The 18,789-nt window shown below is 62.3% G+C and carries 17 protein-coding genes; 9 read left to right on the top strand and 8 right to left on the bottom strand.

What is annotated here, in order from left to right:
- Positions 1-100: 100 nt before the first annotated feature.
- From FJ430_RS03815 to FJ430_RS03830, 4 genes are all read right to left on the bottom strand, one after another.
- Positions 101-472 (bottom strand): hypothetical protein, encoded by a 372-nt coding sequence (locus FJ430_RS03815; RefSeq protein WP_140660009.1) that lies wholly within the window; start codon positions 470-472, stop codon positions 101-103.
- Positions 473-900: 428 nt separating this feature from the next.
- Entirely contained in the window at positions 901-1,248 is a 348-nt protein-coding gene (locus FJ430_RS03820; protein ID WP_140660010.1) for a hypothetical protein, read from the bottom strand.
- A 310-nt stretch (positions 1,249-1,558) separates the two neighbouring features.
- Positions 1,559-2,068 (bottom strand): hypothetical protein, encoded by a 510-nt coding sequence (locus FJ430_RS03825; RefSeq protein ID WP_140709293.1) that lies wholly within the window; start codon positions 2,066-2,068, stop codon positions 1,559-1,561.
- 11 nt (positions 2,069-2,079) lie between these two features.
- Entirely contained in the window at positions 2,080-2,592 is a 513-nt protein-coding gene (locus tag FJ430_RS03830) for a hypothetical protein (RefSeq protein ID WP_181175540.1), read from the bottom strand.
- A gap of 271 nt (positions 2,593-2,863) precedes the next feature.
- On the opposite strand from FJ430_RS03830, the gene FJ430_RS03835 reads away from it, so the two are divergent.
- Positions 2,864-5,359 carry a type I restriction enzyme HsdR N-terminal domain-containing protein gene (locus tag FJ430_RS03835; protein WP_140709301.1) on the top strand — a complete coding sequence of 832 codons (2,496 nt, stop codon included), beginning with the start codon at positions 2,864-2,866 and terminating at the stop codon, positions 5,357-5,359.
- Positions 5,360-5,363: 4 nt separating this feature from the next.
- On the opposite strand, the gene lepA is transcribed toward FJ430_RS03835, so the two are convergent.
- Positions 5,364-7,169 carry a translation elongation factor 4 gene (gene lepA / locus FJ430_RS03840; protein WP_140709309.1) on the bottom strand — a complete coding sequence of 602 codons (1,806 nt, stop codon included), beginning with the start codon at positions 7,167-7,169 and terminating at the stop codon, positions 5,364-5,366.
- Between the two features lie 400 nt (positions 7,170-7,569).
- Between lepA and FJ430_RS03845 the strand changes: the two genes are divergently transcribed.
- The 4 genes from FJ430_RS03845 (at position 7,570) to msrA (ending at position 10,424) form a co-directional block, all read left to right on the top strand.
- Entirely contained in the window at positions 7,570-8,262 is a 693-nt protein-coding gene (locus FJ430_RS03845) for a DUF1223 domain-containing protein (protein WP_140709317.1), read from the top strand.
- 85 nt (positions 8,263-8,347) lie between these two features.
- Entirely contained in the window at positions 8,348-8,659 is a 312-nt protein-coding gene (locus FJ430_RS03850) for a hypothetical protein (RefSeq protein WP_140709324.1), read from the top strand.
- Positions 8,660-8,818: 159 nt separating this feature from the next.
- On the top strand, positions 8,819-9,598 hold the full coding sequence (locus FJ430_RS03855) for an alpha/beta fold hydrolase (RefSeq protein WP_140709438.1): 780 nt from the start codon (positions 8,819-8,821) through the stop codon (positions 9,596-9,598).
- Between the two features lie 85 nt (positions 9,599-9,683).
- Entirely contained in the window at positions 9,684-10,424 is a 741-nt protein-coding gene (msrA, locus tag FJ430_RS03860) for a peptide-methionine (S)-S-oxide reductase MsrA (protein ID WP_140709332.1), read from the top strand.
- Positions 10,425-10,751: 327 nt separating this feature from the next.
- Here msrA and FJ430_RS03865 read toward each other — a convergent pair whose 3' ends face one another.
- Entirely contained in the window at positions 10,752-11,120 is a 369-nt protein-coding gene (locus FJ430_RS03865; RefSeq protein ID WP_181175541.1) for a hypothetical protein, read from the bottom strand.
- On the opposite strand from FJ430_RS03865, the gene FJ430_RS03870 reads away from it, so the two are divergent.
- The 3 genes from FJ430_RS03870 to FJ430_RS03880 all read left to right on the top strand — a co-directional run bounded on the left by FJ430_RS03870 (position 11,107) and on the right by FJ430_RS03880 (position 14,647).
- Entirely contained in the window at positions 11,107-12,810 is a 1,704-nt protein-coding gene (locus FJ430_RS03870; RefSeq protein WP_181175542.1) for a phospholipase D-like domain-containing protein, read from the top strand. The two genes, FJ430_RS03865 and FJ430_RS03870, sit on opposite strands and share 14 nt — an antisense overlap.
- Before the next feature lie 134 nt (positions 12,811-12,944).
- A complete protein-coding gene (locus FJ430_RS03875; protein ID WP_140709341.1) occupies positions 12,945-13,871 on the top strand; it encodes an ABC transporter ATP-binding protein in 927 nt (308 codons plus the stop codon).
- Positions 13,868-14,647, top strand: coding sequence for an ABC transporter permease (locus FJ430_RS03880; RefSeq protein WP_140709343.1), 780 nt, complete (start codon positions 13,868-13,870; stop codon positions 14,645-14,647). The genes FJ430_RS03875 and FJ430_RS03880 overlap by 4 nt, the downstream gene beginning before the upstream one ends.
- Positions 14,648-14,701: 54 nt before the next feature.
- On the opposite strand, the gene FJ430_RS03885 is transcribed toward FJ430_RS03880, so the two are convergent.
- Complete coding sequence (locus tag FJ430_RS03885; RefSeq protein ID WP_140709351.1) at positions 14,702-15,739, bottom strand: phosphatidylglycerol lysyltransferase domain-containing protein; 1,038 nt, start codon at positions 15,737-15,739, stop codon at positions 14,702-14,704.
- Between the two features lie 441 nt (positions 15,740-16,180).
- Entirely contained in the window at positions 16,181-18,178 is a 1,998-nt protein-coding gene (locus tag FJ430_RS03890; RefSeq protein WP_140709359.1) for a PhoX family protein, read from the bottom strand.
- 267 nt (positions 18,179-18,445) lie between these two features.
- Here FJ430_RS03890 and FJ430_RS03895 point away from each other — a divergent pair, with 267 nt between their 5' ends.
- Positions 18,446-18,784, top strand: a complete 339-nt coding sequence (locus FJ430_RS03895) for a hypothetical protein (RefSeq protein WP_140709366.1) — start codon at positions 18,446-18,448, stop codon at positions 18,782-18,784.
- Positions 18,785-18,789 lie beyond the last annotated feature (5 nt).

The raw sequence follows: 18,789 nt of genomic DNA on the forward strand, positions 1-18,789 counted from the left end.
GGCTAGGGCGGGGGCGAGAGGGGCGTCAAGCTGGCCGGATGCACAGCCTGCTCCTTCTCCCCTGTGGGCCCCTGTGGGAGAAGGAGAAGAAGGCGCCACCCTACTCCTCCAGATCGATCTCCTCGGTCTCGCCGCCGCTGCAGGTGTAGCAGCAGTCTTCGCATTTTTCCTTGTTGCCGGGGCCGACGCCCCAATAGGTCGCCTCGTCGCCGTCGACCCAGGCGCCGTAGCAGATGGATTCGCCCTCGTTGCAGGAGATCGGCAGCTCTTTGGTCTCGCCGTCGTCGAGATAGAAATCCTTGCCGTTGCCTGGCCAGACATAGTCGCGGTCCTGGCTGTAGAGCTCGAGCCGCATGGCATTGGGATGGCTGTTCTTGATCTGGAACGTGACGTCGCCGGCATGAGCGGCAGGCGAAAACAGGACGGCAAGCGAAAACGCGGCGGCAAAGCGGCGCGCAGACAGCAAAGACATGAAAACCCCCGAGGTAGAATCGGCCCCCACGGCCGATGGTTGGATGATGACATGGCCGGCGCGTATGCCAAGGGGCGGCAGCGAAAATGGCTGACGGAATTGGGGGTGATTGTTGAGGCTGTGGCGATTGGCTGATCTCCCCCCAAAAGGGGGAGATGGCCGGCAGGCCAGAGGGGGGCGCTGTCCCGCCGACGTGTCTATGCTTGGGTTCCTCGCTCCCGCCGAAGGCGGGGGCGAGGTGGCCGCGAAGCGGACGAAGAGGGCGCCTTCGTAGGGCGCTCCCCCTCTCCGTCTCGGCTTCGCCGAGCCACCTCTCCCCACTCCGCGGGGCGAGGAACTTGTTCTTGCAGCGCCGCGATCCTTCGCGCCCCCCTCTGCCCTGCCGGGCATCTCCCCCTCTTTGGGAGATTGGCAGCTTCAACCCCCCGCTACTCGGCCAGATCCACCGTCTCGGTCGAGTGCTCGGTGCAGATGAAGCAGCAGGTGTCGCAGGGCTGGTCGTTGTCGGGGCCGACGCCGGCGGTGACGGAATCGTCGCCGTTCACCCAGGCGCCCCAGCAGATGTGCTCGCCCGGCTCGCAGGAGATCGGCACGGATTTCCGCGCCTTCGGCCGGATGAGAAACACCTTGTCGTCGCCCGGCCAGACTTTGCCGCTGTCGCGGCCGAACAGCTCGACCGCGACGCCGTCCGAACGCTGGTTGCGGACGAAGACCGACATGTCGGCGGCGAAGGCCGGCGAGGTGAGGAGAAGGAAGGCGAGCAGAGCGCGAATCATGGCGAGGTCCCCAAGGGGAGTAGAGCACGGGTGAAGTGCGTAATCTCCCCCCTTGTGGGGGTTGAGGAGCGGTCCGCGTAGCGGATGGGAAGCCAATTGCTTGGCTTTCCGAGCAACGAAAGCCCGGCAGGGCAGAGGGGGGCGCGAAGGAACGCGGCGTTTGTGTCAATCAAAGAGAACCTGGCCGCGAAAGCTTACCCTTTGAGATGCCGGCGGGACAGCGCCCCCCTCTGGCCTGCCGGCCATCTCCCTCACGAGGGGGGAGATCAGCAGCTTCGGCGCCCCGCTCCTTCTAAAACGCAGGCGATCGCTACCTCCTCACCGCCACATGCGGCGCGAATGTCTTCACCGCATCCACAATCTCCTCTCCCCGCACGTCGAGCGAGGAGATCTCCATATGCACGATGTTCCGGCCGAAGGGCATCAGGCCGAAGGCGTTGGCGGAGGAATATCGGATTGCGTCGGGCGGCTCCTCGGTGAGCTCGAAATTGAGCATCGCCGCGCCCTTGCCGCCGGCGGCAAGCCGCACGCTCCGCACCTTGCTCCACGGCACCAGCACGTCGCCGGCGCGGGCATCGCGGAAACCCTGGCTGTTCAGCACCACCTTGACCGAAGTGTCGAAGGCGCCGCGCGCGATGAACACGCCGAGGCCCAGGCAGGCGGCGCCGAGCAGCGCGATCCACAGCACATGCCCGCTGTTCGCGCCCGAGGCCACGCCCTGCAGCGCGCCGAAACCGAAAATGCCGCCAAGCAGGAACGGCCCTACGGCGGGAAGGATTTTCCCCGACGGGCTGTTGCGGATTTCGAGCGGCGCGGCCATCGCCTTCGCACTCAACGCTCGGCTTTGAGCAAAGTCCAGATCCAGCCGATGAAGGTCAGCACCAGGAACGGATAGCCGGCCGCCGGCAGCGGCGCCGAAGTGGGCAAAAGCGGCGCGCCCCACAGGATCATAAGGACCGAGATGGCGAAGAGCAAAGCGGCGACGGACGCCGTGAGCCGCATCCAGAGCGCGAATGTGGCTTGCGCGCTGACCATGACCAGCCCCGCCGCCCACAGCGCGATACCGCCGGCATAGGACGGCACGCTGGCCTGCAGCCCCGCCGCATTGCCGGCCAGAAGCAGGCTTTCGCCGGCGAGGAAAGTCAGGAAGCCGGCCGCGACGAGATCATTGCCGAGCCGCTGGTATTTCATCGTGAGAAGCGCCGTGGCGACGACAATGCCGACGCCGTCGATGGTCCAGACCGTTTCACGCAGCGCGTCGCTGGCAACAAAAGTGCCCGCCAAGCCAAAAGCGCCGCCGATGGCGAAGCCGATCGCGGCGATGGTGTCAGAGGTGGAGCGCATGTGATGTCTCCCCAGGCTGGGGAGAGGATACCGCAACGGGGGATAACAATGAAGGCCGCCCAATCCAATGCAACGAGGGCTTTCCTCCCTTCAATAAGATTCAAGTAGCAGGATTCAAGTAGCTACTGCTAGCTGACCCACGAGGCCGGGCTCAGTGCATCGGAAGACGAGAAGGGCGCTCATCGATTGCGAACTTGGTCTTTCCGGCCGATCGACATTGTGCTTCTCTGTGAGAGGTTTTAGGGGACTTCTTACTCTTGGGGGGGGAAAGATGCAGGCACCGTTTGAGTGGGTTGAAGGTCGGCAACGCCTGAAGGCCATTTTAGACTCCTTTCCCGCAGACCATATGCATTGGAGCGAGGCACAGAATCGCTTTCAATTTGTCGATCGATTGCTGTTGGAATGCCTGGGATGGGAGAATCCCAGTATCGTGGTCGAGCGACCGGATGGAGCGGGAGGACGAGCTGACTATGTGTTGGGGGTTCCTCAAAAGGCTGTGGTAGAGGTAAAGCGGGAGGCAATTTCGTATGGTGACCTGCCACCAGGAAAGCCAAGTATAGTACGAAAGCTTGAACCGCTAATAGCCGCCTCAAAGGAATTCAAGTCCTCCATCTACCAAGTAATTTCATATTGTTCTTTGCTCGGAGTCCCGCTCGCCATTGTATGTAACGGGCCGCAGCTCGCTATTTTCCAAGTGATGACCCCCGGACAATCGCCGCTGACGGGCGAGTGCTTTTTCTTTAATGGCTTTCAAAGCTACTTGGATGACTTCACACTTCTCTGGACCTTGCTCTCACCGGAAGGCGTAAGCGAAAACAGGGCCTATAGACAGATAGCTCTACACAGAAATCCCAGGCTTCCAGAGAAGGCCTCAATAGCAATTGCAGAACCTATGAAGCTTCGCTATCGGAGCGAGTTCCAGGAAAATCTTCGCGCTCTGTCATCTCTATTGCTCGAAGAAATTGAGGATAATCCCTCTTTGAAACCAGCTTTTTACCGTGATTGCTACGTGTCTACCGAAGCAAACAATCGGCATCTCTTACTGAGTAAGCAAATCATCGCGGCACGATACAAGAGAGCTTCGACTGACGCATCAGCACCTTCTGCCTTAGAGACGGCGATTACCGTCAGTGAAGCGAATAAGATACATGTAGCAAACGTTGGCTTCGACGATAGCGCCAGCTCGCGACCAGTTGTTGTTATCGGCGATGTTGGCGTTGGGAAAACGTCCTTCTTTGAGAATCTTTTTGTATCGATGGATAAGGATGATCGAGCAAATACGTACTTTATCCACATTAACTTAGGTATAAAGGCAAATTTAGCTCGGAACCTCAAGGATTTCATCCTCGACGAGGTACCTCGCGTCCTGTTGAATTCGTATAACATCGATATTGAAGAAGCGTCGTTCGTGAATTCAATCTACCATGAGCAACTGCGCGGTTTTGACCGTGGTGTTTTTGGACGACTCAAGCTCATAGAGCCGGACCGTTATGAACGCGAGCGGGTCGCCTTCCTATCCAAATTGATTTCATCTCGCGATACGCATCTCTTGGCTGCACTGGGGCATTTGGTAAGAGGCCGCCGGAAACAAATCATCCTGATTATAGATAATGCCGACCAACGGGACTATGCCACGCAGCAGGAGGCATTCCTAATTGCTCAAGAGTTAGCGTCCCATCGGCTCCTTCTGGTCTTCGTGGCCCTTAGACCTGCCACGTTCTACGAATCGAAGCAAAAAGGTGCCCTGTCAGCATACCAAAACAAGATCTTGACAATTTCTCCTCCTCCAGCGGACGAGGTTGTCTCAAAGCGATTGAGTTTTGCCGTTCGCGTTGCTGAGGGGAAGGAGAATCTAGGCAGTCTTGGTGGTATCGCCCTCCAACTTTCCAATGTTGTTGCTTTTCTCCGATCAACACTGCGGTCGATAACAAGCAACGAGAGTATACGCCAGTTTCTTAGCAATATCACTGGCGGAAATACGCGCGCGGTCATGGAACTGATAACTGGATTCTGTGGCAGTCCGAATGTTGATTCTCGCAAAATTGTTGAGATTGAACTAGAAACCGGAAGATATAACGTGCCGCTGCACGAATTTACTAAGCACGCTCTTCTCGGCGAGTACGCGTACTACAATCCGCAATCCTCCCAACTGGCCTGCAATATATTCGACGTAAGCAGGTCAGATGCGAGAGAGCACTTCCTGTGTAGCTTAGTAATTAGTTTCCTAAGCTCAAACATGGGTGTCCGAGATAGCGACGGATTTGTGCGCGGCGACGTGGTGATTGGAGAGATGCTCCGCCACGGGTTCTTGGAAGATCAGACCAAGCATGCCTTCCGGCGTCTTGCATCTAAGAAATTAATAGAAACGCCCTTTGCTCACTTCAGGGAGCTAACTGTTGCAGATAATTTCCCTATAGAGAACTTACACTACCGCGCAACGTCTGTCGGCATATATCACGTCAGATTTTGGGCGCCATCCTTTTCCTTTTTAGATGCGACGTCGACCGACACGCCAATATTCGACAATAATATAAGAGAGCAGATATCTAAGCTCGCGTCCTCATTTGATATAAGAGAGAGGCTTCTGAAAGCAGAGTTATTTAGACAATATCTCGAAGAGCAATGGCACCTAGCAAATCTTAGCCCAAACTACTACGACTTCCCTTCGATCTTGCGGTCGCAAGACTCAAACTTTGAGATGGTTCGTTCTGCAGCCCACAAAACAAAATCCAAATCGACAAGGAGACGGTTTAACCGGTCGAGTTAAGCCCTCAATCCCCCATCTTCAGCGCCTGAATAAACGCCTCCTGCGGGATATCCACCTTCCCAAACTGCCTCATCCGCTTCTTGCCCTCTTTCTGCTTGTCGAGCAGCTTGCGCTTGCGGGTCACGTCGCCGCCGTAGCATTTGGCGGTGACGTCCTTGCGCAGCGCCGAGATGGTCTCGCGGGCGATGACCTTGCCGCCTATCGCCGCCTGGATCGGGATCTTGAACAGGTGGTGCGGGATCAGCTCCTTCAGCTTCTCGCACATGGCGCGGCCGCGCTTTTCCGCCGCCGTGCGGTGCACCAGCATGGACAGCGCGTCGACCGGCTCCTCGTTGACCAGGATCGACATCTTGACCAGGTCGCCCTCGCGATAGTCGGTCAGATGATAGTCGAAGGAGGCATAGCCCTTGGAGATCGACTTCAGCCGGTCGTAGAAATCGAAGACCACTTCGTTGAGCGGCAGGTCGTAGGTGAGCATGGCGCGTTTTCCCACATAGGAGAGATCGGCCTGGATGCCGCGCCTGTCCTGGCAGAGCTTCAGGATGCCGCCGAGATAGTCGTCGGGGGTCAGGATGGTGGCGCGGATCCATGGCTCCTCGATCGAGGCGATCTTGACCACGTCGGGCATGTCGGCCGGGTTATGCAGTTCCTTCACCGAGCCGTCGTTGAGGTTCAGGCGGTAGACGACGCTCGGCGCCGTGGCGATGAGGTCGAGGTTGAATTCGCGCTCCAGCCGCTCCTGGATGATTTCCAGATGCAGCAGGCCAAGGAAGCCGCAGCGATAGCCGAAGCCGAGCGCGGCGCTGGTTTCCATCTCGTAGGAGAAGCTCGCGTCGTTGAGGCGCAGCTTGCCGACGGCGGCGCGCAGATCCTCGAAATCGGCGGCGTCGACCGGGAACAGGCCGCAGAACACCACCGGCTGCGCCGGCTTGAAACCAGCAAGCGCCTTTTGCGTCGGGCGGCGGTCCTCGGTGATGGTGTCGCCGACGCGGGTGTCGGCCACTTCCTTGATCGAGCCGGTGAAGAAGCCGAACTCGCCGGGGCCGAGCTCATCGACATTGACGCGGGCCGGCTTGAAGACGCCGGTGCGCTCGACGAGGTATTTCGCGCCGGTGCCCATCATGCGGATGGTCTGGCCCTTCTTCATGACGCCGTCGATGATGCGCACCAGCACGATGACGCCGAGATAGGCGTCATACCAGCTGTCGACCAGCATGGCCTTCAGCGGGGCATTGATGTCGCCCTCGCGCGGCGGCGGCAGCTGGTGGACGATCGCCTCCAGCACGTCGGGCACGCCAAGGCCGGTCTTGGCCGAGATCAGCACGGCGTTGGAAGCGTCGAGGCCGATCACCTCCTCGACCTGCTCGCGGATGCGCTCGGGCTCGGCCGCCGGCAGGTCGACCTTGTTCAGCACCACGACGATCTCGTGGTTGTTGTCGATGGCCTGGTAGACGTTGGCCAGCGTCTGCGCCTCGACGCCCTGGGAGGCGTCGACCACCAGCAGCGAGCCCTCGCAGGCGGCGAGCGAACGCGACACTTCATAGGCGAAGTCGACATGGCCGGGGGTGTCGATGAGGTTCAGGACATAGTCCTCGCCGTTCCTGGCGCGGTAGTTCAGCCTCACCGTCTGGGCCTTGATGGTGATGCCGCGCTCGCGCTCGATATCCATCGAGTCCAGCACCTGCTCCTTCATGTCGCGCTCCTCCAGCGTGCCGGTGAGCTGGATCAGCCGGTCGGCAAGCGTGGATTTGCCATGGTCGATGTGGGCGACGATGGAGAAATTGCGGATGTGGTCGAGGGGCGTCGTCATGCGGCGCGCTTTAGCAGGGGCGGGGTTGAGGGGCAAGCGGTGGGGGTTTTTCCTTCGCCTTCTCCCCCATGCGGGAAGGTGGATCGGCGCGCATCTGAGACGGATCCAAGCGTCGCGATCCTTCACACCCCCCTCTGGCCTGCCGGCCATCTCCCCCGCAAGGGGGGAGATTGGCTGTTCCGCCGCCGGCATCTCCCTTTCGACCTGGGAGATTGGCGAAGGCCTGCGCGACATCTGATCTCCCCCCTTGCGGGGGAGATGCCCGGCAGGGCAGAGGGGGGTGCTGTCCCTCCAACGTTCCGCACTGAGGCACCCCAATCACAAACCGGTGAAGCTGTAACGAAGCCCTGCGCCGTCGCGAAATGGGAGCATGACCCGCCGCAACGGAGACTGCTTCCCCATGATCGGATTGAAGACAAGGACCGGCCTGCTCGCCGGGGCGATGCTCGCCGCCACGCTCGGCGCCGCTTCGGCACAGCCGCTGACCGTGGTCGAGCTGTTCACCAGCCAGGGCTGCTCGTCCTGCCCGCCGGCCAACGCCAACCTGATCAAGGTCAAGGACCAGCCGGGCGTGCTGGCGCTGTCGTTCAACGTCACCTACTGGGACTATCTCGGCTGGAAGGACACGTTCGGCCGCAAGGAATTCACCGATCGCCAGGTGACCTACGAGCCGTCGCTCGGCCGGGACGGACCGTTCACGCCGCAAGTGGTGGTGAACGGCAGACGCGACGGCGTGGGCGCGGCGCCCGGCGAGATCCAGAGCCTGATCGCCAAGGGCGGCCACACCCAGGGTCCGGAGCTTTCGCTTGGGCAGGCCAAGGTCAGCATCGGCGCCGGCAAGGCGCCGGGCGGCGGCGCCGACATCTGGCTGGTGCGTTACACGAGAGGCGTCGTCGAGGTGCCGGTGGCGCGCGGCGAGAACACCGGCCGCACCCTGCCGCACGCCAATGTCGTGCATGCGCTGACGAAGCTCGGCAGCTGGACCGGCGAGGCCACCACGCTGCCGCTGCCGGCGGCCGCCGGCGGCTTGAACACCGCGGTGCTGGTGCAGGCGCCAGGCGGCGGCCCGATCCTGGCCGCGGCCGCCAACTGATCTTTTTCCCCTACGCGCGGGGCCGCATGACAGCGGCAACGCATAACCCGGCCCGCTTCCGCGCGCCAAAACCAAGGAGACTATCATGACCAAATACCTGACCCTGCCGGCGCTGGCCCTCGCGCTTTCCGCTGCCGTCTTCGTCGCCGGCGCCCGCGCCGACGACGCGACCAACGCGATGAAGCCCGCCAACGCGATGGCGACCGACGCGATGAAGCCGGCGGCTGACGCCATGAAACCGGCTGACGCCATGAAGCCCGCCGATGCCATGAAGCCCGACGCGATGAGCACCGAAGCGATGAAGCCGGCTACCACCGACGCCATGAAACCGGCCACGGATGCCATGAAGCCGGCGGATGCGATGAAGCCGGCGGACGCCATGGCTCCGGCTCAATAGGTCCGGTCTTTGCAGCCTCGGCGCGTCGGCAGACGGGGGCGCGCCAAGGCTGTTCTCTCGCGGCGCGAGAGCCAGTTGTTTTGTACACAATTCCGGACGGAAAGCCGCTGCACGCTTTTCTGGAATTGCCAAGTTTGCGACCCTCGCAAGGAGCCCACCATCATGTTGAACAGACGTACTTTCTCCGCCGCACTCGCCGCTGGAATGGCAACGACGCTGTTGGCCGGCACCGACAAGGCGCGAGCGCAAACGGGCTCCAAGGTTCGCAATGTCATCCTGGTCCACGGCGCCTATGCAGATGGCTCGTGCTGGTCGGAGGTGATCGGGGTTCTTCAGAAGGCCGGCTTCAACGCAACCGCCGTCCAACACCCGCTGACCACCCTGGAGGCGGGCGTCGAGGCGACGCGCCGCGCGATCGCGCTCCAGGATGGACCGACGATCCTTGTCGCGCACTCCTTTGCCGGCATGATCATCACCGAGGCAGGCGTGGATTCGAAGGTTACGTCGCTGGTCTATGTCGCGGCGCGTGCACCGGATGCCGGCGAAGACTACACGGCGCTCGCCAAGACTTTTGCGGCGCCGCCCGCCTCCGCCGGCCTTGTCTGGTCCGGAGGCTATGGCAAGCTCGGAGAAGAGGCTTTCCTGCGAGATTTCGCCGGCGATCTTCCTAGCGAGAAGGCGCGCATCCTTTATGCCGTGCAGGCACCGATCTCGGACCAGCTATTCTCCGGAAAGACGACGCAAGCGGCCTGGCGCTCGAAGCCAAGCTGGTACGCCGTCTCGACCGAGGATCGCACGATCAACCCGGATCTCGAGCGCTTCATGGCCAAGCGCATGAACGCAAAGACCATAGAAGTGAAGGCAAGCCATTTGTCGCTGATTTCTCATCCGCATGAGATCGCCAACCTCATCGAGGCTGCCGCCCGGCATGTCGGATGATTGGATTTGACCGGCGCACGGCAATGTGCGCCGCCGGCGGCACCATATATCGTATAGTCGTACCAACAGGCATGGGAGATTTGACATGACCGACATTCGGAAAACGGCCGGGAGCCGACCGGCGAGTTTCGTCAAGAGCGCGTTCGCGGCGATCATCCTGACGGCGGCTGCCGCGACCTTCTGGCAGACACCGGCCCGCTCGGCCGAGGACGCGGTGGTGATCCCGCCGCCGGCGATGGACGAAAAGGCGGCGAGCGGCACCGAGAAGGCGATCTTCGCCGGCGGCTGCTTCTGGGGCGTGCAGGGGGTGTTCCAGCACGTCAAGGGCGTGAGCAAGGCGGTGTCCGGCTATACCGGCGGCAGCGCCGAAAACGCCGTCTATGAAGTCGTCGGCACCGGCCGCACGGGCCACGCCGAATCCGTCGAGATCACCTACGACCCGGCGAAGGTCACCTACGGCCAGTTGCTGCAGGTCTATTTCTCGGTCGCGCACAATCCGACGCAGTTGAACTACCAGGGGCCGGATTCAGGCACGCAGTACCGTTCGACGATCTTCGCCGAGAATGACGAGCAGAAGAAGGTCGCCGCGAGCTACATCGCCCAGCTCGACAAGGCCAAGGTGTTCGGCAAGCCGATCGTCACCACGCTCGAAACCGGCAAGACCTTCTACCCGGCCGAGGATTACCATCAGGACTTCCTGACGCTGAACCCGACCTATCCCTACATCGTCTACAACGACCTGCCCAAGATCGAGAATCTGAAGGCGCTGTTCCCGCAGCTCTACAGCGAGAAGCCGGTGCTGGTGCTGGCCTCCAGCAAGAGCTGAGGAAGGCCGGCCGGTTTCCTGACAGAGGGGAATCTCGACCGTCAGGTATGTCTGCGTCGGCAGGTGACATGCCTTGGCGATTGGCAGACGCCGCCCGAACCTCGTCATTCCAGGGCGGAGCAGCCGCGAAGCGGCGTCGCGGAGACCCTGGAATCCATTCCGTGACCTTGATCAGAGGGTGCAGCGGAGCAGAATTCTGCACCGCAGCAGCGCTCGGAAGTCACGGAATGGATCCTCGGGTCTGCGCGCGTCGCTTCGCTCCTTGCTCCGCCCGTGGATGACGAAGGCACAGGCGGCCTTAGCCAATCCCCAGCGTTTGCGTCGATTTCACGGAAAGGAACGGTGAAAATCCTGCGCGCCGACAAACGGCAACCTGGCCGCTCGCGCTTTTCCTGAAACCACCCCAAGCCGGTTTGGGCGGAGTGTCGGCGAAACCATCCGCCCTTTATTTTGCTGGCAAACAGAATACAATGTGAAGCAGTTCATAGAATTATACTTGGCGCTGCAAAACATTGACATCCGATCTTCTGCCACCGCATAATCATCGCCGTCACCTTTCGAATATTCTGTTTCAACTGATCCGGAACCCTGTTTCCGGGGCGGATTCTTGTTGGCTGCATTGATGAGCCGGACATGCCGGCCGCGCGCTTTGGGAACAACGACAGATGGGGAGGAACGACAAATGGCCATCGACATAAAAGTCTCCGTCTACACCAATGGCGACGACGCCTTCGTCGCCTGGGCGCCCAGCGACTTCATCGCCGGATGCCGGGGCTTCCTTCTGGAGCGCGGCCGCAAGGCCGGCGCCACCGAGAAGATCGAGCCGGTGGAGAACCGTGTCGGCTTCACCAAGGACAAGCCGAAATCGGGCGACCACCGGCCGTCGGACGTGTGGCCGTTCCAGCGCTTCAACTGGACCGACCACGCGGCCGATGTCGGCAATGTGGTGCGCTACCGGGTGACCGCGATGATGAGCGCCGGCCCTGGCAAGCCGCTGACCAAGGGCGTGTCGAGCGACTGGACGGACTGGCACACGCTCGCCACCGACGCCGGCGGCGGCTTTTCCTGCTACTTCAACCGCGGCCTGGTGCTGTCGCAATTCGTCGCCCGCTACATGGCCAAGAACAAGCTCTCGCCGGCGGCCTTCAAGAGGAGCCTGCAGACCAATGGCGACGCAAAGTTCCGCGCTTTCCTGGAAGGCGATCTCGGGCTGCGCATGGTCGGGCTGACACAAGGCGCCGGCGACGAACTGCATGCGGCACTCTACGAGCTCGGCGACGCGATGCTGGAGACGGCGCTGATCGGGCTGGGGCCGCGGCTCAATCTCATCCTCGCCAACGGCTCCGACAAAAGCGGCGACGGCAACAAAGAGGCGCGCAAAAACCTCAACGACCACGGCATCGCGACCATCGACCGGATGCTGAAATCGAAAGGCCTCGGCCACAACAAGTTCGTCGCCGTGTCGCAAGACGGCGAGCCGAAGAAGGTGTGGACGGGCAGCACCAACTGGAGCACGACGGGCCTGTGCACGCAGGTCAACAACGGCCTGCTGATCGAGGACGCGGCGGTGGCGGAGCATTATCGCCGGCATTGGGACCTGCTCAAGGACGCCTCGCCGCCGAAGACCGACCCGGCCAATTTCACGCCGGCGCTGATGGCGGACAACAACGCGCCGAAAACCTTCACGGTGGGTACCGCCAAGGCGACCGTCTGGTTCACCCGCACCTCCGACGGGGCCGACATGGCGGCGCTGCGCGACGTCATCGGCTCGGCCAGGCAGGCCGTGCTGTTCCTGATGTTCACGCCGGGCAAGCAGGGGCTGCACACGCTGGCCGGCCAGCGCGCCAGGGAAAAGGGCATGTATGTCCGCGGCGTGGTCTCGACGCTGAGCGCGGACGAGGGCGGCACCGAACAGAATTTCCTCGACATCGACCTGGTGAGCAGCGACCGGAAATTCACGCCCGACCGCTACGCGGTGGCGCAGCCGCAAGGCCTCGACGCGCCGCTCGGGCCATGGATCGCCGAGGTCAACCGGCGCAGCTTCCTGTCGCAGATCGGCCACGCCATCGTGCATTCGAAGATCCTGGTGACCGACCCGCATTCAGACGACTGCGTGGTGGTGACCGGCAGCCACAATTTCTCGGCGCCGGCGAGCGAGAAGAACGACGAGAACCTGGTGATCGTGCGCGGCCACAGGAAGCTTGCCGCCGCCTATGCCACCTATGCAATGTCCGTCTACAGCCACTACCGCTACCGCTCCTACATCCGCGAGATGCGGGCGCAGGGCAGGACGCCGTGGAGCTACCTCGACGACGACGATCAATGGCTGAAGACCGAGCTCAGGACCAAGGCGCAGGAGATCGCGTTCTGGACGCAGCAGGTTTAGTCCTTTCCCCCGTTTCACGGGGAGAAAGAACCTCCTCACTGTCGAGAGTTGTCAGGAACGGCGTCGATTCACGGTTGCACCGGGCGGCATCCGACCTATATCAGGTCACCTTTTCCAGCCGGCCGTATTTCAGCATGTCATCCATCATCTCGATCTCCGGTGTCACGAAAACCTATGCCACCGGCTTCAAGGCGCTGAAGGAAATCAATCTCGACATCGAGCGCGGCGAGATCTTCGCGCTGCTCGGGCCGAACGGCGCCGGCAAGACGACGCTGATCTCGATCGTCTGCGGCATCGTCAACCGCTCGTCGGGCAGCGTCAGCGTCGACGGCCACGACATCGGCCGGGACTACCGCGCGGCGCGCAGCCTGATCGGGCTGGTGCCGCAGGAGCTGACCATCGACGCCTTCGAGACGGTCTGGGCGACGGTGAACTACAGCCGCGGCCTGTTCGGCAAGGCGCCCAACGCGGCCTTCGTCGAGAAAGTGCTGCGCGACCTCTCGCTGTGGGACAAGAAGGATTCGAAAGCGATCACGCTGTCCGGCGGCATGAAGCGCCGGCTGATGATCGCCAAGGCGCTGTCGCACGAGCCGCGCGTGCTATTCCTCGACGAGCCGACCGCCGGCGTCGACGTCGAACTGCGCCAGGACATGTGGGCGATGGTCAGGCGCCTGCGCGAGGACGGCGTCACCATCATCCTCACCACGCATTACATCGAAGAGGCCGAGGCGATGGCCGACCGGGTCGGCGTCATCAACAAGGGCGAGATCATCCTGGTCGAAGGCAAGGCCGAGCTGATGCGCAAGCTCGGTCGCAAGCAGATGAAACTGGAGCTGCGCGCGCCGCTTGCCGCCGTTCCGGACGGGCTTTCCCACTATTCATTGGAGCTGTCGGACGACGGCAACCAGCTCACCTACACCTATGACAACCAGAGCGACCGTCCGGGCGTCGCCTCGCTGATCCGTGACCTCGAGGCGGCCGGCATCCAGTTCCGCGATCTCGACACCAAGAACAGCTCGCTCGAAGAGATCTTCGTCAATCTTCTGAGGCAAGAGCCATGAACCTGCGCGCGGCCCCTAATTTTCGTGCGGTATGGGCGATCTACCGGGTGGAGATGGCGCGCGCCTTCCGCACGGTGCTGCAGAGCATCATCTCGCCGGTCATCTCGACATCGCTCTATTTCGTCGTCTTCGGCTCGGCCATCGGCTCGCGCATCAACGAGATCGACGGCATCGCCTACGGCGCCTTCATCGTGCCGGGCCTGATGATGCTGTCGCTGCTGACGCAATCGATCTCCAACGCCTCCTTCGCCATCTATTTCCCGAAATTCGTCGGCTCGATCTACGAGCTTTTGTCGGCCCCAGTCTCCTATCTGGAGATCATCATCGCCTATGTCGGGGGCGCCGCGACCAAGTCGATCATCCTCGGCCTGATCATCCTGGCCACCGCGGCACTGTTCGTGCCGCTCAGGATCGAGCATCCGTTCTGGATGATCGCCTTCCTGGTGCTGACGGCGGTGACTTTCAGCCTGTTCGGCTTCATCATCGGCATCTGGGCAAAGACCTTCGAGCAGCTGCAGCTGGTGCCGCTGCTCATCGTCACGCCGCTCACCTTCCTCGGCGGCAGCTTCTATTCGATCCACATGCTGCCGGGCATCTGGAAGACGATCACGCTGTTCAATCCGGTCGTCTACCTGATCAGCGGGTTCCGCTGGAGTTTTTACGGCAAGGCTGACGTCTCGGTCGGCGTCAGCCTCGGCATGACGCTGATGTTCCTGGCCATCTGCATCGCGATCGTGGCGTGGATCTTCAAGACGGGCTACCGGTTGAGGAACTGACGGACTTTCAGTTCCTCGCCCCACGAAGTGGGGGCGAGGAAAACAGAGCCTCCTTCAAATCGCCTTCAGCAGGCGCAGCAGCCCCAGCATTTCCACGAAAGTCCCTTTGCGGAAGGCGATGTAGGTCGGCTCCTCGACGCCATGGAAGCGGCGCTTGAAGGCCGCCTGGCCCTGCAGGTTGAAGCGCGAGCGGTTGACCCAGGGCGAGTTGTAGGCGCGCTGGAAGGCGCCGCGCCAGAAGCCCGATTCGGCAAAACCGCTGGGTTCGATGTCGAGCAGCGGCGAGAGGCCGAGCGTCACCTCAGAGATGCCCTCCTCGCGAAAGCGATCGACGGCGAATTTGGTCAAGCCGATTTCGGCATGCGGCGTCGCGTCGACCTGCTTGCGCTTGAAGGAGGTGGTGTAGCCGATGACCTTGCCGTCGCGAAACAGCGGGTCGAAATCGAGGATGGCGAGAAGCCGGCCCTCCGGGCTGTGCAGCATGAAGCGGCGCATGTCGGCGCCGAGCTCTTCGGCGAAGCGACGGTTGAGGAAACCCATCTCCCAGCGCTTGATGATGCGCTCCTTTCGCCAGTCGGCGGAAAGCTGAATGATCTCCTCCTGCAGCCCGTCGCCCCTGTCCTCGGCGAGGATAAAACCCTTCTTCGTCAGCCAGCGTTCGGAATAGCGCACGGTTTCGTTGCGCTTGCCGGAAAAATCATGCGCCGGCAAAAGCAGCCTGGTGTCGACGCCGAGGCGATTGACCCGGTAGCCGAGGCCGGCCAGCACCTTGGCGGTGTCGGCGCCGACCTGGACGAACCACGGGCCGCCGGCGGCCTCGACGAAGCGCTTGATATAGGCCGTGCGGTCGGCCGGGTCGGCGACCGGATCGCCCAGGGCGAAATGACGGCTCATCTTGGTGCCGAAGGCGATATAGCCGTCGCCATCGCTGAAATAGGACAGTTTCTTCTGCACGGCCGTGGAATAGGCGAGCGAGAAATCGCCATGGCGGCGCACCAGCGCCAGGCGCTCGGCATCCGTCAACTCGCGCCGCGGAACCTTGGGCGCCACGGCGTCGAGAAGCCTGTCGAAATAGATGCGCAGGGGCGCCATGAGCTCCGCGTGCCAAGAATGGATGACCTGCCGCCCTCAGGTCGCGAATCGCTGGCGACCGCTGCCGGCCACGTCGCGCCAGCGCGATATAGGATGCAATTGGCGGCGAATGAAGGGCAAACGTCCGAAAGCGGCCAGTATCGTCCATCGCCGCGCGAAACGCGCCATGCGCGCGTCGGCTTTGGCGCAATCCCTCGGCGTCGCGCAACCGGGCGTGACGGGCAGCGTGGCGCTGCTTGCTCGCGTCTCTCACCAAGCCCGGCCCGTTCGGCACGCGGCGAGGTTGCGTACCTGCACGCCTGTGACAGCAATGCGGTGGCGATCGGCTTTACGAGTCGATCGGCTTCCGCCTGAGGAACAGGATGAACATGGCAATGCTTCAACGCGCCGGATGACGGAAGGGGGAGGATTTCGGATCGATCGAAATCCTCCCTCTCGAGGTCACATCGCGATCTTGCCGCCGCCCTGCTTCGTAATCGCAACGACGGACGGCCGCACCGGCATGTCCGGCTTGAAGTCCGGCCAGCGGGTCGACGAGTCCTCGTAATAGGACGGGCGGCCAAAGCCTTCCCAGTCCTCGCCGCCGTCGCCCGGATGCTGGACGGCGACGAAAGCCGTCTGGTCGTCCGGCGCGAAGAGCGGGCCGCACATTTCGGCGCCGATCGGCACGCGGAAGAACAGTTTTGAAGTCGCGCGCGCCGGGCCTTCGGTGTCGACCGCCCACAGGCCGTCGGTGCGGCCAGTGGCCTTCGGGCCCTGGCCGTCGGTGGCGACCCACAGGCGCCCGGCCGAATCGACGGCGCAATTGTCCGGCATGCCGAACCAGCCATGGGCGGTGGTCGCGGTGGAGAAGGTGGCGCCGACATCAGCCACCGACGGATCGCCGCATTTCAGCAGCACTTCCCATTTGCCCTTGGTGGCGGCGAAGTCGCCGCCGTCCTCGACGATCTCGATGATGTGGCCGAAGGCGTTGCCGGCGCGCGGATTGGCGGCGTCGACTTGCTCGGCCTTGCGCTTGGTGTTGTTGGTCAGCATGACATAGACCTTGCCGTTGCCGGCATTCGGCTGGATGTCCTCCGGCCGGTCCATCTTGGTGGCGCCGAGCAGGTCGGCGGCGCGCCGCGTCTCGATGAGCACGTCGGCCTGGGACGCAAAACCGTTCTCGGCAGTCAGCGGGCCCTGCCCGAACACGATCGGCATCCATTCGACCGAGCCGTCCTCGGCGAACTTCGCCACATGCAGCGTGCCGTCGTCGAGCAGGTTCATGTTGGCCGCGCGGTCATCGGGATTGAACTTGCCGGCGGTGACGAATTTGTAGACGTAGTCGAAGCGTTCGTCGTCGCCGAGATAGAAGACGACGCGGCCATCCCTGGCGACGATCGATTCGGCGCCCTCATGCTTGAAACGGCCCATGGCGGTGCGCTTCCTCGGCACCGAAGCCGGATCGTTGACATCGACCTCGACGATCCAGCCGAAGCGATTGGGCTCATTCGGCTCCTTGGCAAGGTTGAAGCGATCATAATGCGCGCCCCACTCATAGGCGCCTTCGGGGATGCCGAGGCGCTTGTAATTGGCGGCTTCCCTGTGGCTCTCCGGCAATTCGCCCGAGAAATAGCCGTGGATGTTCTCCTCGGCCATCACATAGGTGCCCCAGGGCGTGACGCCGCCGGCGCAGTTGTTGACGGTGCCGATGACCTTGGCGCCGGACGGATCGGCATTGGTCTTGACGCGATCATGGCCGGCGACCGGGCCGGACAGCGCCATCTCGGTGTTGGAGGTGATGCGGCGGTTGAGCTTGCCGTCGCGCACGACCTGCCACTTGCCGCCCTGCTTGCGGATCTCGACGATCGTGCCGCCATGCGCGGCCATCTCGACATCGACCTGCTCCTTCGAAAGCGGCGCCACCTCGGCGGCCTTCTTGCCGTCCTTCTCGACGATCGAGACGATGCCGGGGAACATCAGATGCGGGTTGGTGTATTCGTGATTGACGACCAGCAAGCCGTGCTCGGCGGAGCCGTCGATCGGGATATAGCCGACATAGTCGTTGTTGTAGCCGAACTGCCTGGCCTGGGCTTCGGCCGACTGTTTTGCCGGATCGAACGCGGGCGAGTCGGCGAACAACGGATCGCCCCAGCGCAACAGCACGTCGGCGTCATAGCCCGGCGCGACATGGTGCTTGTCGTCGATGCCGGCCTCTAGCTCGTCGAACTTGAAAGCCGAAGCCTCGGCGGCGCGCGCCTCGTCGGCGGCGATCAGCGCCAGCGGGCTGACGGTGGCGGCAATGGCCGAGACGGCCAGCGAGCCCATGAGAAAGCCGCGGCGCGAGAAACGCGCGGCGACGATCTCGCCCATGGTGCGGTTGTCGGTCGGATTGACGGGCGGGCCGTCATTTTCTTCGAGCTGACTGGTGCGGAAGCGGGTCTCAGGGGTCACGGTCATGGGATTCCTCTGGCTTCTTGAGGTGGCTGGGATTTTGACCTTTCGACCCCTAAAGCGCGCCGATCACATTTTCGTGACATGCCTTCGACATACCCTCCGTGATTGGCGAAGTCGTCGATGTCGATTCCCTTTCTACACTATACGGGGAGAAAGGGCTTGCCGCGGCCTTCGCCCTATCCTCCACCACGCAGCTTGACGGTTTCGCCCGCTTCGGAAACAAAGGCTGCGGCCGGCGTGGCGACGGCGCTTCAAGAAGGGGACGACAAGGTGAGTTTCTGGGGACTGGCGCAGCTCGGCATTTCGACGGTGATGTTCCTGCTGGCGGCGATGGCGGCCAAGCATTGGGGGATGGCGCCGAGCCTGGCCAAGCTTCTTTTGACCCTGGCGCTCTACACGGCCGGCAATCTGATCATGCTGCGGCTGGTGCGCGAGTTCGGCATGTCGGTGTCGTTCAGCCTGTCGGCGGTCATCCAGCTCGTCTCGGTCAATGCCGTGGCGCTCGCCTTCTTCGGCGAACGGCTAAACGCCTTGCAGGCGACCGGCATGGTGCTGGCGATCGCCGCCGTCGCGCTGATCACGCTCGGGCCCTATATGCAACGGCTGTAGCTGGA

The sequence above is a fragment of the Mesorhizobium sp. B2-8-5 genome (assembly GCF_006440675.2).
In the GTDB taxonomy this organism is placed as follows: domain Bacteria; phylum Pseudomonadota; class Alphaproteobacteria; order Rhizobiales; family Rhizobiaceae; genus Mesorhizobium.

Coding starts and splice junctions, on each gene's coding strand:
- FJ430_RS03815 (WP_140660009.1), bottom strand. CDS start 472: ATGTCTTTGCTGTCTGCGCGCCGCTTTGCCGCCGCGTTTTCGCTTGCC.
- FJ430_RS03820 (WP_140660010.1), bottom strand. CDS start 1,248: ATGATTCGCGCTCTGCTCGCCTTCCTTCTCCTCACCTCGCCGGCCTTC.
- FJ430_RS03825 (WP_140709293.1), bottom strand. CDS start 2,068: ATGGCCGCGCCGCTCGAAATCCGCAACAGCCCGTCGGGGAAAATCCTT.
- FJ430_RS03830 (WP_181175540.1), bottom strand. CDS start 2,592: ATGCGCTCCACCTCTGACACCATCGCCGCGATCGGCTTCGCCATCGGC.
- FJ430_RS03835 (WP_140709301.1), top strand. CDS start 2,864: ATGCAGGCACCGTTTGAGTGGGTTGAAGGTCGGCAACGCCTGAAGGCC.
- lepA (WP_140709309.1), bottom strand. CDS start 7,169: ATGACGACGCCCCTCGACCACATCCGCAATTTCTCCATCGTCGCCCAC.
- FJ430_RS03845 (WP_140709317.1), top strand. CDS start 7,570: ATGATCGGATTGAAGACAAGGACCGGCCTGCTCGCCGGGGCGATGCTC.
- FJ430_RS03850 (WP_140709324.1), top strand. CDS start 8,348: ATGACCAAATACCTGACCCTGCCGGCGCTGGCCCTCGCGCTTTCCGCT.
- msrA (WP_140709332.1), top strand. CDS start 9,684: ATGACCGACATTCGGAAAACGGCCGGGAGCCGACCGGCGAGTTTCGTC.
- FJ430_RS03870 (WP_181175542.1), top strand. CDS start 11,107: ATGGCCATCGACATAAAAGTCTCCGTCTACACCAATGGCGACGACGCC.
- FJ430_RS03865 (WP_181175541.1), bottom strand. CDS start 11,120: ATGTCGATGGCCATTTGTCGTTCCTCCCCATCTGTCGTTGTTCCCAAA.
- FJ430_RS03875 (WP_140709341.1), top strand. CDS start 12,945: ATGTCATCCATCATCTCGATCTCCGGTGTCACGAAAACCTATGCCACC.
- FJ430_RS03880 (WP_140709343.1), top strand. CDS start 13,868: ATGAACCTGCGCGCGGCCCCTAATTTTCGTGCGGTATGGGCGATCTAC.
- FJ430_RS03885 (WP_140709351.1), bottom strand. CDS start 15,739: ATGGCGCCCCTGCGCATCTATTTCGACAGGCTTCTCGACGCCGTGGCG.
- FJ430_RS03890 (WP_140709359.1), bottom strand. CDS start 18,178: ATGACCGTGACCCCTGAGACCCGCTTCCGCACCAGTCAGCTCGAAGAA.